The 16760-nt window shown below is 33.4% G+C and carries 16 protein-coding genes and 1 tRNA gene; all 17 read right to left on the bottom strand.

Going from position 1 to position 16760, the window contains the following annotated elements; all coding sequences use genetic code 11:
* Positions 1 to 10: 10 nt before the first annotated feature.
* Positions 11 to 988: an adenosine deaminase gene (gene add, locus FYJ81_RS09575; protein WP_107384188.1), complete on the bottom strand. Its 978-nt coding sequence runs from the start codon at positions 986 to 988 to the stop codon at positions 11 to 13.
* A gap of 258 nt (positions 989 to 1246) precedes the next feature.
* On the bottom strand, positions 1247 to 1447 hold the full coding sequence (locus FYJ81_RS09570) for a hypothetical protein (RefSeq protein ID WP_107384187.1): 201 nt from the start codon (positions 1445 to 1447) through the stop codon (positions 1247 to 1249).
* Positions 1448 to 1479: 32 nt separating this feature from the next.
* A complete protein-coding gene (gene cysC / locus FYJ81_RS09565) occupies positions 1480 to 2088 on the bottom strand; it encodes an adenylyl-sulfate kinase (protein WP_107384186.1) in 609 nt (202 codons plus the stop codon).
* An 18-nt stretch (positions 2089 to 2106) separates the two neighbouring features.
* Entirely contained in the window at positions 2107 to 3288 is a 1182-nt protein-coding gene (gene sat, locus FYJ81_RS09560) for a sulfate adenylyltransferase (RefSeq protein ID WP_107504678.1), read from the bottom strand.
* Between the two features lie 21 nt (positions 3289 to 3309).
* Positions 3310 to 4215 carry a sulfite exporter TauE/SafE family protein gene (locus FYJ81_RS09555; protein ID WP_019469811.1) on the bottom strand — a complete coding sequence of 302 codons (906 nt, stop codon included), beginning with the start codon at positions 4213 to 4215 and terminating at the stop codon, positions 3310 to 3312.
* Positions 4216 to 4239: 24 nt separating this feature from the next.
* Positions 4240 to 4851 carry an NAD(P)-binding protein gene (locus FYJ81_RS09550; protein ID WP_107384184.1) on the bottom strand — a complete coding sequence of 204 codons (612 nt, stop codon included), beginning with the start codon at positions 4849 to 4851 and terminating at the stop codon, positions 4240 to 4242.
* A 44-nt stretch (positions 4852 to 4895) separates the two neighbouring features.
* A complete protein-coding gene (locus FYJ81_RS09545) occupies positions 4896 to 5630 on the bottom strand; it encodes a sirohydrochlorin chelatase (protein WP_107384183.1) in 735 nt (244 codons plus the stop codon).
* 22 nt (positions 5631 to 5652) lie between these two features.
* On the bottom strand, positions 5653 to 6420 hold the full coding sequence (cobA, locus tag FYJ81_RS09540; RefSeq protein WP_107384182.1) for a uroporphyrinogen-III C-methyltransferase: 768 nt from the start codon (positions 6418 to 6420) through the stop codon (positions 5653 to 5655).
* Positions 6421 to 6443: 23 nt separating this feature from the next.
* Positions 6444 to 8111, bottom strand: coding sequence for an assimilatory sulfite reductase (NADPH) hemoprotein subunit (gene cysI, locus FYJ81_RS09535; RefSeq protein ID WP_154409619.1), 1668 nt, complete (start codon positions 8109 to 8111; stop codon positions 6444 to 6446).
* 58 nt (positions 8112 to 8169) lie between these two features.
* Positions 8170 to 9993 (bottom strand): assimilatory sulfite reductase (NADPH) flavoprotein subunit, encoded by a 1824-nt coding sequence (locus tag FYJ81_RS09530; RefSeq protein WP_119517506.1) that lies wholly within the window; start codon positions 9991 to 9993, stop codon positions 8170 to 8172.
* 183 nt (positions 9994 to 10176) lie between these two features.
* A complete protein-coding gene (locus FYJ81_RS09525) occupies positions 10177 to 10911 on the bottom strand; it encodes a phosphoadenylyl-sulfate reductase (protein WP_107384180.1) in 735 nt (244 codons plus the stop codon).
* 470 nt (positions 10912 to 11381) lie between these two features.
* Positions 11382 to 12620, bottom strand: a complete 1239-nt coding sequence (locus tag FYJ81_RS09520) for an aminoacyltransferase (RefSeq protein WP_107523674.1) — start codon at positions 12618 to 12620, stop codon at positions 11382 to 11384.
* Between the two features lie 98 nt (positions 12621 to 12718).
* Positions 12719 to 12810, bottom strand: a tRNA-OTHER gene (locus FYJ81_RS09515).
* Positions 12811 to 12985: 175 nt separating this feature from the next.
* Complete coding sequence (locus FYJ81_RS09510; protein WP_107385854.1) at positions 12986 to 13525, bottom strand: PadR family transcriptional regulator; 540 nt, start codon at positions 13523 to 13525, stop codon at positions 12986 to 12988.
* A 55-nt stretch (positions 13526 to 13580) separates the two neighbouring features.
* Complete coding sequence (locus FYJ81_RS09505; protein WP_154409600.1) at positions 13581 to 13820, bottom strand: hypothetical protein; 240 nt, start codon at positions 13818 to 13820, stop codon at positions 13581 to 13583.
* 11 nt (positions 13821 to 13831) lie between these two features.
* Positions 13832 to 14854 (bottom strand): YhgE/Pip domain-containing protein, encoded by a 1023-nt coding sequence (locus FYJ81_RS09500; protein ID WP_154409599.1) that lies wholly within the window; start codon positions 14852 to 14854, stop codon positions 13832 to 13834.
* A gap of 430 nt (positions 14855 to 15284) precedes the next feature.
* Positions 15285 to 16430, bottom strand: a complete 1146-nt coding sequence (locus FYJ81_RS09495) for a globin domain-containing protein (RefSeq protein ID WP_107385853.1) — start codon at positions 16428 to 16430, stop codon at positions 15285 to 15287.
* Positions 16431 to 16760: the final 330 nt, after the last annotated feature.

Here is a 16760-nt window from a genome sequence, read left to right as displayed (position 1 = left end):
TGTATACGCGTTATGACATTGATTGAAGCACTTGACTTTTTTCTTCTTCGGTTAAAAAGGCATATTGAACTGCACGCTTATTAATGTATTTAATCTGGTTTATATTTATTAACTGATGTTTTAATAACAACGTATATTCTTCATTTAATGAAGTTTGTGTCACCATACGATTATCTGTATTGATAATAAAAGGTATATCGTTTTTTAATAAGTAAGGGATGTTTATTTGTGACAATGTCTCTATAGCTTTGGTTTGCAAATTACTTTTAGGACATATTTCTAACAATACATCCTTCGCTTTAACTTCCTTTAATACAGCTTCATCTAAGTTAGCAGCAACACCATGACCAATACGCTTAGCCCCTATTTTGATCGTTTCTAAAACGTTATGTATACAACCACACTCACCTGCATGGAGTGTTAAATTCATACCTTTTTCTAATCCGTATTGAATAGTATCTTGAATTTCATATGGAGGAAATCCTACTTCAGGCCCCGCAAAATCTATACCACATATTTTTTCGCTATTATATATAGACACATCATCAAATAATTGTTTATTCACAGACGATGCATGCTGCCTCATTGCGCAAATGAGTAAATTCACTTTCATATGCAATGTGTCTTGTATGATATTAACCCCCGCTTCTACAGCTTTTAATACATCTAAAAGCGTCATACCTTGTTCCATATGTAGCAACGGTGCAAAGCGAATCTCTATATATTTAACATTATCCTCATAAGCTTGTTGCGCAACATCTACAATTGCACGCTTTAGGCTATCTGCGGTTTGTAATACTTTTAATACTTCATCAAAACACTTCAAATACGCTTCTAAACTTTCACAATCTTCATGCACCGTAAGACAATCCTCGTTTAAAGGTATGCGTTGTTCTTGTGCCAATTGTCGAATTAAATGTTTACTGACTGAACCATCTAAATGACAATGTAATTCTATTTTAGGAATATCCTTTATACTTTGATCCATTTTGATAAATGTCCCTACCTTTATATTGTATTCATTACGTTTAAAACGCCAATCAGATAAATTTGATTTACTTAATATAACACTTTAATTTTCACTTTACTATAAAACATATAAGTATCATTGATACTGTTTGCTTATCTACAAAACAATATATAATAACGATTGTTAAATAGAAATACACTTATTTAAATATAAAAACAGGGTGAAATCAAACTTGTCATTTGATTTCGTAGCCCTGTTTATCAATGCATATATAATTTATAATTGATGATAATAACCTAGTATTATTAGTGATACACCTATGCCAATAAAACATATTACCATAATTGTGACCATCACTTTCAATTCTACAAAAAAATGTTTTCTACTTTGACCTAAACGCACAAGTAACAATCCGCACGATACTACTAAAATAAATATAATAAATAATATTATGGCAATGATATTTAATATCTCCATTCGATTGCCCCTTCAATTTTTTATTATTAAACTTAAATGTCATCGATATACTGATGTTTTTGTAAATAATCCATAATTTTGGATACTGATGCTTCCACAGAAAGTGTTTCTGTATCTAATGTAATCTCTGGTTGTGTAGGGGCTTCATATGGCGCATTTACGCCAGTAAATTCTGCGATTTCACCACTTCTTACTTTTTTATATAAACCTTTCGGGTCTCTATTTTCACATTCTGATAGACTACATTGCGTATAAACTTCTATAAAATCATCTGTATCTAATAAATGGCGTACTGCTTCTCTATCTGATTTATAAGGAGAGATGAAAGCTGTGACTGTTATCAAACCTGCATCTACCATCAATTTACTAACTTCACCTATACGTCTTATATTTTCTTTACGATCTTCAGGTGAAAATCCTAGATTTCGATTCAATCCATGTCTAACATTATCTCCATCTAAACGATATGTATGGATTTGGTGATTAAACAATGCTTTTTCAAGTTCTACAGATATCGTTGATTTTCCTGAGCCAGAAAGTCCTGTAAACCAAATAACTGCACTCTTATGTTGATTACGCTGTAATCTTTCATCCTTGGTAACCTCTGAAGCATGCCATGTTATATTTTTAGATTCTCCCATTACTACATCTACACTCCTTTATTTCTGTTCTTTCAATCCATTTATAAGGACTTGAGCTACTTCTGGTCTCGAAAATTCTTTCGGTAGCGATTCTCCCTTTTTCAATTTTTCACGAACTTTCGTACCACTTAAATGCAAATGTTCTGAAGCATCATGTGGGCACGTTTTTGCTGTAGCCATATTTTCACACGTTTTACAATAAAAGGCGTGTTCGAATTTTAATATTTGTATACCTAATTCTGCTTCGTATTTAGAAATCAGTTCTTGCGCTTCATAGGTGCCGTAATAATCACCTACGCCTGCATGATCACGTCCAACAATAAAGTGTGTACATCCATAGTTTTTACGTACTGTAGCATGTAATATCGCTTCTCTAGGTCCTGCATATCTCATTGCAGCAGGGTAAATAACTAAACGCGTTTTATTTTCCGGGTAATAATTTTCTAATATAACTTTGTAACTTTCCATACGCACTGATGCTGGAATGTCATCAGATTTTGTTTCACCTACTAAAGGATTCAACAACAAGCCATCCACTGCTTCTAAGGCTGCTTTTTGAATATATTCATGTGCGCGATGTACTGGGTTTCTAGTTTGAAAACCTACCACAGTTTGCCATCCTAAGTCTGTAAAGAGTTGTCTTGTTTCTTTAGGGTCTAGATGATAATCCACAAATTCGTCGTGTTTAGGTCTGTTTAATAAATAAATTGGGCCTGCGAGATACACATCTCCTTTTTCATAGACCTTTTTGACACCAGGATGATCAACATCCGTAGTTCCGTATACAAGTTGCGCTTCTTTTTGTTTGTCATACGTATACTTTTCTTCTAAGTCAATCACACCATATAAAACACCATCTTCACCATACAAGGCAACACGAGAGCCAATATTCAAATTTTGAGATTGTTCTGTTGTCACAGGTAATGTGATTGGGATACTCCAAACCAAACCATTTTCTAAGTGTATGTCTTCTACAACTTTAGAATAATCAGCTTCTTTCATAAATCCTGTCAATGGACTAAAACCACCGATTGCAATTAATTCCAAATCTGATAAACTCCAAGGATTTAATGTGATAGATGCGAGTGTTTCAGCTTCTTTAAGCAATTGTTCTCGCGCTGCACCGTGGACCTCTCTATTGATAAGTGAACCACCATGAGGTTGGATGGTAGATTGTTCTTTTTCGTTTATTAATGACATGTCGTCACACTCCTTAATGAATTAATCTAATTTATTTACATTTGTTTCATCTTTAAAAGTAGCAAACGGTAATTTATTATTTTGGTATAAAGCATACAGAATTAATCCGAACCAAATCACAATCAATGCAATTTTTATTGTGATTGATAAAGCATGATTGATTTCAACAACACTAATCAGTGAATTTGTATTTGTGAAAATAATCAATCCACTCACACAAACAGCTAAAATATTCATCGGTAACAGTCTAACTAACCACGCTGCAAATGGTGCTGCAATCATACCACCGACACTTAATGATACGACAAGCCACCAATTAATTTGGCTCCAGCCAAGAAAAATAATAAAGCTTAGAGACGCAGACACCGTTACGAAAAACTCACTTGCGGATACCGTACCAATCGCATACCTAGGTTCTAATTTCTTTTGAGCAAGTATCAATGGCGTATTGACTGGTCCCCAGCCTCCACCGCCAATTGAATCTAAAAATCCTGCCACTGCACCTTGTGGTATTAACACAAGTCGAGATGTCTTTTCATTCGCTTTCGATAATGGTTTTTCTTTGGTAAATAAAAATTGGTATAAAATATAGAGTCCCATTGATAACAAGAAAATAGCGATAAATGGTTTAATAAAATCACTGTGTATATGACTCAATATAGCAGCACCAATAAATGCTGTTATCGCTCCAGGAATCGCTAATTTGATCATCGTAGGTTTATGTACGTTTTCAAATTTCCAGTGCGACGTTCCTGACGCAGCTGTAGTAGCAATTTCTGAAAAATGAATTGTAGCTGATACGATTGCTGGCGCCACACCAAATGTCAATAATATCGAAGAAGACGATGCGCCAAACCCCATGCCTAATGAACCATCAATTAACTGAGCGAGAAAACCAGCCAGTGCAAAAACAAATAATTTATACATATGATGTCCCCCTTTCCTTTCAATTTATTCCAGCGCTGATAACCACTTTCTAACTTCATTTTGCTTACTTATTTTTAAATATTTTTCATTTAAGATTTGCTTCAAAAACCGTTCTTTTTCCTCAGGTGAAAGTGAGCTACGTTTAACTTGTTGCCTACATTCATATAGGAAATCAACATAATCACCATATGCACTATTAAAATGTTGTTGTAACTCAGCTAAAATTTGGCTTGTCAGTTTAGGACTGGCGCCTTGTGTTGAAACACTAATCATTAACTTTCCACGTCGTAATATACTTGGAATGAATACATCGCCAGCTAACGCTTGACCCGCCATATTAATTAATGCCTTGTCTGGCTTGGCTTGTAATATGGATTGATTTACGTCTGTATCGTTCGTCGCAGCAATAATTAAATCCGCGTCTTGCACATCACTACTTTCAAATGTTTTATTCCGCCATTGAATGACTTGTTTATCAACAAGATGTTCTAAGCTATTTGTTAGCGTGGGGCTAATAATTTGAATTTGTTTTGTATATGTTTTTAAAACATTGACACGTCTTTCAGCTATTTTTCCGCCACCTATAACAACGATTTGTTTTTGTGAAATATCAACCACTAAAGGGATGTAAGACATGATGTCACTCCTCAGATAAGTACTTTCAACTTTGATAAAAATGACTAAACTGTATCAAACGTCTCTTCAACACGTTCTTTTAATGCAATTTGTAATTGCTCGTGATGGCTTAGATGAGCTGCTAAAATAATGTCACTTTTTAATTGGTATGCACTCACAACATCAGCGATATGTTGGTCTAAAATACCTGTAAACCAGATATACGGTAAAATAAATATTTGCGAATGACCTGCGTTTACTAAACGGTCCAACGCATCTTCAAATAGCGGTTCACAAGCTGCCAAATAACACACTTCTATGCTTTTAGAAGGAAACATTTCTGATAATTGTGACTTTATTATCGAAAAATCTTGCTTCGTTTGTGGATTATAACTACCTCTACCAATAACTAATAATTTAGCGTCAGCATTAGGCGTGATTTCACGCTCTTCTAAACGTTGTTTAAGAATTTCAGTTAATCGTTTTTGTACACCCAAAGGCTTACCGTAATTGATTTTTATGTTGGGAAATTGAGTTTTAATACGTTCAATCTCTACAGGTATATCTTTGTAGTAATGACCTGCGCTAAGCAGTAATACAGGGATTACGGAAATTTCAGTTGCACCTTGATGCACTAATTTCCTAAAACCTTCAGATATATCTGGGTCTGCAAGTTCTAAAAAACATGTTTCTTGTAAAGGAATATTAACTTTTGCTTGAACACGCTCAATCAATGACGTTGCTTCTTCAACTGCTTCTGCTACACGGCTACCATGACTAACATATAAGACGCCTTGCATATAATTATCCCTCCAGCCACTGTTATGTGAGTTGTGTTAATAATTCATTTTTATATGTTTCCTCAAACCAACTAATGCGGTTACGCAATTTCACGACTTCACCCACAATAATCATCGCTGGGTTTTCAACATCTTTTGCACCGTGGACAATGGTTTCTAATGTGCCAACAACGGTTTTTTGTAATTTAGAAGTACCCATATGTACAAGCGCTACTGGCGTATTTTTATTACGCCCATTTTTAGTTAGCAACTCAACAATTTCTGGCAGCTTTTTAACGCCCATATAGATACATAACGTTTCCGGCCCTAAAGCTAGATGTCTCCAGTATTCATCCTTGTCAATTTCCTTGTTGATAACACCCGTAACAAATGCAACAGAAGAGCTGTAATCTCGATGTGTTACAGGGATACCTGCGTATGCAGGTGCTGCAATACCTGCAGTTATACCTGGTACGATTTCAAATGAAATATTATTGGCGGCTAATACTTCTGCTTCCTCGCCGCCTCTGCCATAAACGAAAGGATCTCCACCTTTCAAACGTGTAATCGTGTGACCTTCTTGAGCCAAATCAACGAGTAGTTGGTTAGTATCTACTTGCGAAACAGATTTATGGTTAGGATTTTTACCACAATATATTAACTGCGCAGTTATAGATGCGTACTCCAACAACTCAGGATTAACTAAACGGTCGTATAAAATAATGTCAGCTGTTTCAATCGATTTTTTACCTTTAACTGTAATTAAATCAGGATCACCAGGTCCTGCGCCTACTAAAAAAACTTTTCCCATCCTAACACCACCTTTTTAATTGATTAACTATGGAATAATTGACCGTCTGTGACTGCTTCAACAATCCCTGCTCTGACTACAAAATTACCAAAGCGCTCACCATCTGTTCTTTCTTGTGCATATTGCAATAAAATGGGTCTCAAACTTTCTAATATTTCTGCTTCATCAATATTTTCTTTATACAATTTATTTAAACGATCACCAGCGAAACCGCCACCTAGGTACATATTATACTTACCTGGTGCTTTACCAATAAATGCAATTTCAGCTAATGCCGGACGCGCACAACCGTTAGGGCATCCCGTCATTCTAATAGTTATTTCTTCTTCATTTAAGCCCTCTTCATCTAACAAGCTTTCTATTTTGGTAATTAATGAAGGTAAATACCGTTCAGATTCTGCCATTGCTAAACCACAAGTAGGAAAAGCGACACAAGCCATGGAATTTTTCCGCAACCCAGTATAATGTTCACCATCTGTTAAACCATATTGCTTTATGAGTGCTTCAATTTCTGGCTTTTTCTCTGTTTCAACATTCGCAATTACTAAATTTTGGTTAGGTGAAAGTCTAAAATCTCCAGTATGTACTTCAGCAATCGCTCTTAACGCTGTTTTCAATTTATATTCTTCCGTATCTTTAACACGTCCATTTTGAATAAATAAAGTGAAATGATGCTTACCACTGCCTTCAGTCCAACCATATCGATCACCATTATCTTCAAAGTGAAATGCACGCTTGGACTCTAATTCCCAACCTAAACGACGATTCAGTTCATCCGTGATCCATGCTACCCCTTTGCGATCCACAGTATATTTAAAACGTGCATTCGTTCTATCTTCACGATTTCCATAATCTCTCTGAATCGTAAGGATTTTTTCACAAACATCAATGACCTGTGATTTTGGGAAATAGCCAATCAATCGTCCAACTTGTGGGTACGTCGCAGTATTTCCATGTTTCATACCCATGCCGCCACCAACTGTGAGATTAAATCCAACTAATTCACCGTCTTCAATGATTGAAATTAACCCGATATCTTGTGAAAATACGTCGATATCATTAGAGGGTGGGACTGCAATACCAATTTTAAATTTACGTGGCAAATAGGTTTTGCCATACATTGGTTCTGGTTCTTGATCACTCGTATCTAACACTTTCTCTCCGTCTAACCAAATTTCATGGTAAGCCTGTGTTTTAGGTGAAAGGTGACGGCTAATATCACTCGCAATCTGATTAATTTCCGCATGCACATCAGATTGATAAGGGTTAGGGTTACACATCACATTACGATTAACATCTCCACATGCTGCAAGCGTGTCTAATAAAGATTGGTTTATATCAAACATCGTTTGTTTTAAATTTCTTTTTAAAATCCCATGGAATTGAAACGCTTGTCTCGTCGTTAATTTAATCGTTTGATTTGCATATTGATTCGCGATATCATCCATCGCAATCCATTGTTCTGGAGTCGAAGCACCGCCCGGAGCACGCACTCTTATCATGAAACTGTATGCAGGCTCTAACTTCTGTCTACGGCGTTCATCGCGAAGATCTCTGTCATCTTGCATATAACTCCCATGAAACTTTAATAATTTAGTATCTTCTTCTGAAATAGCACCTGTAATTCTATCTGCTAACCCTTCAACAATTGTGCCACGAAGGTAGTTACTATCAGCTTTGATACGTTCCATCTCATCAAGTTTTTGAGAAAAATTTAAATTTGACTCTGTCACGTGATCAGCTCCTTTTCTAATAAACGTCTCTTTGATATCGTTTGTCTTTTTTCATTTGTGTCAAATAAGTCTCAGCTTCTTCCTCTGACATATTACCTTCTTTAACTAAGACCTGATGTATCGCTTTATGTACATCTTTAGCCATATTTTGTTCATCGCCACATACATATAAAGATGCACCGTTTTTTAACCACTCATAAAAAGTTTCACTTTGTTCCACAATCTTATGTTGAACATAAACTTTTTCATCCGTATCTCTTGAAAATGCTAAGTCCAACTTACTCAGCACACCTTCTTTAAGCCAATCTTGCCATTCTGTTTGATATAAAAAGTCTGTTGTAAAATGCTGTTCTCCAAAGAACAACCATGTTTGGCCTGATAAATCTAACTCTTCACGTGCTTGTAAATAAGATCTAAAAGGTGCGACACCTGTTCCAGGGCCAATCATAATGACGGGTGTAGCTTCATCGAATGGAAATTTAAAATTCGGGTTTTTCTTTAGATATACAGATATAGATGTTCCAGGTTCCATGCGTTCAGCTAATTGAACTGAACAAACACCTTGGCGCTCACGTTGGTGTGCTTGATATCTTACAGCGCCTACAGTGATATGAACTTCATCAGGATTTGCTTCATAACTGCTCGCTATAGAATATTCTCTAGGTGGTAATTTTCTTAAAAATTGATATAGCACCTCAGGCGCCAGGTTTTCTGGTTTAAAGTCTTGAATTAAATCAATTAAATCTCGACCATAAACATAAGATTTAACCCACGCTTGATCTAAGACGTTTTCTGCCAACGCTTCATTTCCAAACAACTCAGCTGTTTTTTGTAGTAGTGGTTTAGTTAATTTAGTAATTTCAAAATGATGTTGTAGTGCATCCTTTAATGAAAGCACATCGCCTTTGTCGTTGATTGGTATTTCTGTTTGAGCATCCCAATCTAATTTATCCAGTAAGACTTCTACTAGTTTTTCATCATTTTCTGGAATCACAACCAAGCAATCACCTGGCTCATAGTCTTCACCATAATCTTCAAATTGTAATTCAATATGTCTAACTTCTTTATTAGAGCCTCTACCATTCAAGTTAATATTTTCTAATATTTCAGCTTCATAAGGTTGTGTTTTTGAATATCGTTTTTCATTTGTCAATTGTACCGCGTTCGTTGTTGTCACCTTTTCTTCACTCAATGAGGCTTCGCTTAACTGTTCAATAATTTGATCCATCCAAGATTCAGCCATATCATCAAAATCCAAGTCACAATCTCGTCTATCTACTAAGCGGGAAGCTCCTAAATCTTCTAGACGTGCATCAAAATCCTTACCTGTTTGACAGAAGAATTCATATGATGCGTCCCCGAGTGATAAAACTGAAAAACGTACACCTTCTAACTTAGGTGCTTTTCTACCATGTAAAAATTCGTGAAAGCTAATGGCATTATCGGGCGGATTTCCTTCACCATGAGTAGAAGAAATAATAAATAAATCTTCTACTTTTTTTAGATCTTTTGTTTTATAATCACCCATTGCACTCAATTTCACATTGAAATTGAGTTCGACAAGGCGATCAGCTAACTTTTCAGCCAAACCTTGTGCATTACCAGTTTCTGAACCATACAATACAGTGATATGTCTCTCACTATTTGAAGTGTTTTCTTTATTTAATACAAACTGAGCTACTTCCGATGGTGTTTCTTGTTTTGTAGTAACACTTTGTAAATTTGCAGTTAAATAACCGCTTAACCAAACTTGCTGCTCAATCGTAAGATTTTGAATAATTTGGTTTAGTTGTGTGGCTTGATTTTCATCAAATGGACTATTTATTACGGATAAGTTCACAACCATTTCACCTCATTTTAATTTTTTATTTAACAATCATTTTATTTAAACTTACTCAACAATTGACGCCATACTCTCTTCAGAAAAATTTTTAACCATCACCTAAGATTATTTTGTTTAATCACCCTTTAGATATATCTATCCGATGGGAATACTAGGATTTAATGTCAAAAAAATTTATTATTATAAAGATGTATGGTCTGTGGTATGAAGACCGCATTCTGTTTTGTTTGAATTGGTCCATCTTCCCGCTCTTGAATCTCCTGATCCTTCAACAGCTGTCGTACACGGTATACATCCTATACTTGGATAGTTAAAATCATGTAATTCATTATAATGCAATTTATATTTTTTAATATATTGCCATACATCATCCCATGTCCAATGTATCAATGGACAAATTTTAACTGATTGGAAACGTTCGTCTTTATTTATAAACTGCGTATTTTGACGGCTTGGCGATTGCGCTCTACGTAACCCAGAAATCCAAGCAGTAGCACCAGACAAGACATCTTCCAATGGTTTGATTTTTCTAATATAACAACATTGGTTTGGATTGTTTTTCCAAAGTGCGGGGTTATATTGTGATGATTGCTCTTCCAAAGTTAATTCCGGTTTTTTAAGTTTAATACGTAGTTCTGGGTAGCGTTTTTGAACACGATCAATTAAATCATATGTTTCTTGAAAGTGAAGGCCTGTATCTAAAAATACAATTTGTGCATCCTTCTTAACACTATAAATCAAATCTATTAAAATCATGCCTTCCGCACCAAAACTACAGGCATAAATAACCGAATCTCCATAGGTTTGGTAAGCCCATGAGACGATTTCGCGTGCACCTTTTGTTTCATCATCAATATCTATTGACTCAAAGACATTTGCATTAAAATGTTCATAAGTAACTTTTGGTTCAAACATTAATCTATTCGCCCCCTCATAACGTACATGAATACATTATAATTAGATTTATTATAAATTTAGAATTATTTGAAAATAATTATGATTTACACTTTACTCATTGTAAATTTTTATGTCAAGTGTATATTTGAACGCGCGCATTAGTTACATTTTTTATTAAATTTGTATAGAAAGTGCATAGTCATAGTATTTTAGGCACTTTTAATTTCTAAGTTAATTCATTTTTATAACAACCTTGTTATATTGAATTTTCGCCTTTTCTAACATCTTTTCACATTTTTCTGAAATTTTTTAGATTTTTCATTTTTGACTGTATTTTAAAAGCCACCTTTTATAAAAAGGTGGCTTGCTCATTTCAATTTTTAGAAATTCAAATCAATGGTTAATTAAAATATAATAATATGCAATGTTAAAGTGGGTGGTTGTCCTTCGTATCAGTTAATAAAACTAAAGCGTTAAGTAAATCAATCCTATTTTATTAATGCATATATTTTATAAAGTAAAGGTCTTATTGGTTTAATAAAATCTCCAACATACTCTTCTATATGCGCGTTGAAGCCTGCTTTGAATTTTTGTACACCAGCATCTTCAGCATTTTCACTGAAATCTCCTGTTATACCGTAAAAATTATAACGATGGATATTGTGCGCTTTCGCAAATTTTATCATTTCCCATTGCAATCTATAGGCACCCATATATGTATTGTATCTAGGGTTGGAGCCGCTTGAAAGATAATAAACTTCATGATCGTTGTAAATATAAAGTGCAGCTGCTAAATCCAATATGGTTCCATCTGTTTTGATTAATGCTTCTGTTTCAGTTACTTTTCTTTGTTGTGCTTTTATTTGTTGTAAACCCTGCTCATACTTATTTTTATTTTTTTTCGAGTTAGGATTATTTTCTAAGCGCGCTTTAATATTTTCTAAGTCTTCATTTAATTTTTCTAATTGTTTATTTTGTTTGACTAACAATGTTGACAAATCGATATATGCTAATTTTAACATGCTATTATCATGATAAATATTTTGCATTTCTTTAAAGTAATGCTGATCTCTAAACTTAAAACCATGTTTTTCTTCAGCCATTTTAAATAATTTAAAAAATCTACTAGTCTCCTCAATAGGGAGTGTACGTATTTGTACATCCATCTCGTATGTTTTCTTAATATTTCTACGTGTTTGATAATCCATTTCTTTAAGTAGGTCATCTTCAGTTTTGTTCTTCAAATCCAGAACAGATAACCAACGAATTTGACTTATTTGAGAATACCCTACTGTATACCCTTGATGTTTATAACCGATATCTTCCATAGTCTTAATAAGTGGTTTATTGTTATAACTTTCTAATATTTCACCTTGAGTATTTCTTATATTTTCTAACGTGTATGGATCTGTTAAAACATATAAACCACGATGCTTTTTTAAATATTTAGTTAAATTTTTGTAGAAAAACCTTACTAACTGATAATCCGAAAAATCCAAAACGGGTCCTCGATGCGTATAAAAATATTTAAAAAATTTAAAGGAACGTGCTTCAGTTAAAAGGCATGCTGCTATAACATTATCTTCGTTATCTTTAACACCTACAATATGCACATCGTTTTTATGTTGGTTTCTGTAATGAAAATGGTTGGCACTTTGTGTGTAATGTGAGGCATGATTATGAGTAAAATTTTCAAATTCATCAACTTTCAAGTGAGTGAAATACATTGTAAACCTACTTTCTCTTAATTTATAATGCATTGAACAATATTTATATATCATTAAAAAAACCAAGCACTAGGAAGGCTTGGCTAAATGATTTTCAACGGAGGGAGAAGGATTCGAACCAACGCAAGCAAGATGCTTCTAATTAATATTAACTATTAATTTCCCTTAAGCCAGACTTGGGTATCCCTCCAAAATTTTAATTATTTGATTATATTGTACTACTCATTTACAGAAAATAAAAGTATTGTTTAAAATATATCAAAACCTTTTTTCATTGCAAATTCATATCTATAAGGCACCATCTTTTCACAACAACAAAGAAGGAACAAGTAACCGTTCTTACGTTACTCGTTCCTTCTTTAATATCATACATTTTCATTTTCAATAAGTGTTATTAGTTTTTCTAAAAAATGAATTGTATTACTTGTTTTAGTGGTAAAGTGATCCGACATAAAATTTAAAAGCCCTTCATTTTCAGGCGTTACTTGAATTTTGTGCTTTATCTCTTGTGCTTCTATTAACATTTGTTTATTATCTTGAATCTTGCTTTCCAAGATATTGATTACTTTTTGATTATCTACAAATTTAAGGTAAGCAACACCAACATACATTTCACTAATTTCTTTAGTGTTCTCGAACAACTTATATATCAATTTAGGCAAAGTTTGTTTACCTTTTTCAGTAATTTGAAATACTTGCTTATCCGGACGATTTTCTTCTTTAATTGTCTCCACTATTTCTACAAGGCCTTTTTTGGATAATGCTTCAAAATTATAATAAAGTTTACTTTCTGTTAGTCCGCTCATTTTATCAAAAGGTATTGGTTCTGATAGCTGTTTTTTTAATAAATAAGGATAACTGTTTTTTTCCATTAATTTCCCTAATATAAATATTTGGATAGACATTATTAAAGTCTCCTTTTCTCATAATACCTTTATTTTAACAGAATCAAAGAAGATATTAATAGTTTGCAAGTGTTTCGTTAGTATTTTTGTAATGCTCAAAAACAACATCGGGTTCTTTTTTATAAACAAAAGTTACGATAACAATATTAACCAACATGGCAGCGACACCTACAGTTACCATAGATAAAATATATGGTGTTTGTGACACACTTCCAAAAATGTTTGCAAAATGACCCTGCACTGAATAATACATTGGTGAAATATGACTCATCCAGTTATAAACTGTAGGCATCATATCACGACTCATTAAATGTTTGCAAAATGACCCTGCACTGAATAATACATTGGTGAAATATGACTCATCCAGTTATAAACTGTAGGCATCATATCACGACTCATTGTTGCCCCATTAGCAATTGTTTGTATGAGTAAAATAGGAATATTTAAAATCATACCTGCCTGACCTATTAGGAAAACGACGATTGCAGTAAAGTTAAAGGAAACCCAATAATTCAATACTAATTGGCCAAAAATACTTAAGAATTTATCAGCTTCTAAATCATTTACTAAATAAGCAATACCTAACGAAATTACAGAAGAAGCTAGTCCAATGATTAAGGCTGTTAGTTGAACATAGATGAACAATTTAGTTTTACTAGCCTTGTTTCTGTTTTCTTTAAATGCACTAACTAATTGCATCGCTCCAATCATTGCTCCTACATATCCAGCTAAAGTTAAAAACATAGGTAACATTTTAAAATTCATGCTTGATGGCATTTTATTCATATGAGTAATGTCACCAGAATATGAGGCATTTATTTGCTTAATTAAGCCGTCCATTTGTTCATCAGGTATTTTTGCTTGTTGTAAAACACCTTCTGTAGTTTGGTTAGAAAATTGTTTACTAAGCTGACTATTAATTTCACTTCCGATTGAATCCATAGATTGACTAATCATCGTTGGAGAAGCGTCATTCACTTTAAAATCTAGTCCTGGTGTAGCTTTTTCAGATTTTAAATCACTTGAAAAATCTTGAGGTATATGAATAACAAGATTTAATTTATTATGTTCCAACTGATTATTTGCTTTCGCATTAGAAATATCTTTTTTAATATGTTCGAACGGTAAACTTTTGTTCAATTGTTTTGATATTTGGTTACCGTAATCCCCTTTATCGTCGTTAACAATCGCAATCGGTAATTTATCAATATTACCTGGCATCGCTTTGTAACCAGGTAAAAAGATGGCCAACATCACTAATCCATAAAAAATCCCCATGAATATTGCGCCAACTGCCCCTTTTGTTTTTAAAAAAGCACTAAATTTCATCTTAATTATCCTCTCTAATACACATATATAGTTTTATAAAAGTACTTTTAACAAAGTACTTTGTTTATACTACGCTTTTGGATTTAATAGGTCAATTATATAAACCTAGAATTTTCATTATTTTACGAAACGTTATACGACAACTGAATGTCTATTTTTATGTGTATAGAAGGTAAAAATGCTTTGTATACATACAATTTATGCTCAAATTGTTTTGCTAATTACAAAGTATACTTAACTGGCACTATATCTTTATATTTTTGATTTATTTGAAAAATATTTGCGCAGTGTAAAATAAAAAAAACCCCCGACTAAGCTATTAAGTCGAGGGCTTTATTTAATAAAAATGAAAGGTCTTCAGATAAATAAAATACCATGTTTATTTTATAATATTTTTTGAATCTATATAAAATGTGTAAACCGAGTTAAATTACACTGAAAAGCTCAATCTTGGGATAAATGTTTCAAAATGAATATGCTCCATTGGTACTTCTAATTTTTGTAATTCTTGAATCATAGCTTTTAAGAATGAATTACCACCACATACATAAACTTCTGTTTCACCATCAAGGTATTGTTTTAATTGTTCAGCGTCTATAAATCCGTCTTGATCACGGAAATGTTTATCAAATTGTGCTACTGAAGATTGTGCTGTGATTGCTTCTAAATTTTCTTCAAATGCTACATTTTGAGCATCGGATGTTGATTGAAGGAATGTTGAAGTTAAACCAGCATCAACTGCTTCTTTATACATTGAAACGAGAGGTGTAACACCTACGCCAGAGCCTAAGAATAATTGTTTGTTATCTTTGTTTGCCAATCCAAATCCACCAACTGGTGCAGATAGCAATAGAGTGTCTCCAACGTTCACTTCATCGTGTAGCACTGTAGATACTTCACCTTCATGTTCTTCCGTAACGTCTCTACGTACACCGAATGTTAAGAAATCCTTGTCACCATCTACAATAGAATAATGTCTTTTAGCTCTGTATGGCAACTTCTCACTAGATATGTCTACTGTAATATATTGTCCAGGTACAAATTGACTTAAATCAATGTCGTCAGATGTTACTGTGAATGATTTAATTATTTCAGTTTCATCAGTGATATTTGTTACAGTAAATGGTTTAAAACCATCCCAAGCCATTTTACTGTATACTTCTTTTTCTAAACCGATAAATGCATCAGCAATTTCTCCATATGCTTTAATCCAAGCTTGGATAATAGGATCGTCTTCTTTTAAACCAGTCTCTTGTTGAATTGCCCAAATTAAATTTTCACCAACGATTGGATAATGCTCAGCTTTTACTTGTAAAGCACAATGTTTGTAAACCACAGGCATAATTGCGGGAACAATCGGTGATAAGTCTTCGATATTTTCTGCCGCTGCTAACACTGCCATCGCCAATGCAGAAGATTGTAACCCTCTTTTTTGGTTAGTCTGATTAAATATATTTTTCAATTCAGGATGTTGTTCAAATAATCTTTTATAGAAAGTTGATGTTATTGTCTGCCCTTTATCTTTTAATAATGGTATCGTTTCTCTTATAGTCTGTATTTCTTCTTGATTTAACATAAAACCCCTCCTAGTTATTCCTTCACCTCCATTATTGTACGCCATTCGTTTACTTACAAGAGAATGTGTTTTATTTCACATAATTTTCACATTCAATATTCATTAATTTGTAACTATTTTATGATTAACAATTTTTTAAAAGACAACATATAGGAAATCATTGCTTACTTTCATTCATAATATAATTTAAAATAAAATATATTTTTTTAGAAATTAGTTTTAACAAAAATTAAAAACCACATGCACAGGACGATAAATGAGTTGGCTTGTGGTTTTAACTTTTTTATTTACTCTTATTAATATGTTTTAAAAATGCTTTACACTTATTAA

The organism is Staphylococcus sp. McC-251-APC-3A2 (assembly GCF_009695665.1).
In the GTDB taxonomy this organism is placed as follows: domain Bacteria; phylum Bacillota; class Bacilli; order Staphylococcales; family Staphylococcaceae; genus Staphylococcus; species Staphylococcus cohnii.
Note: the sequence above shows the minus strand (reverse complement) of the source record. Positions and strands in the feature narration are given on the sequence as shown.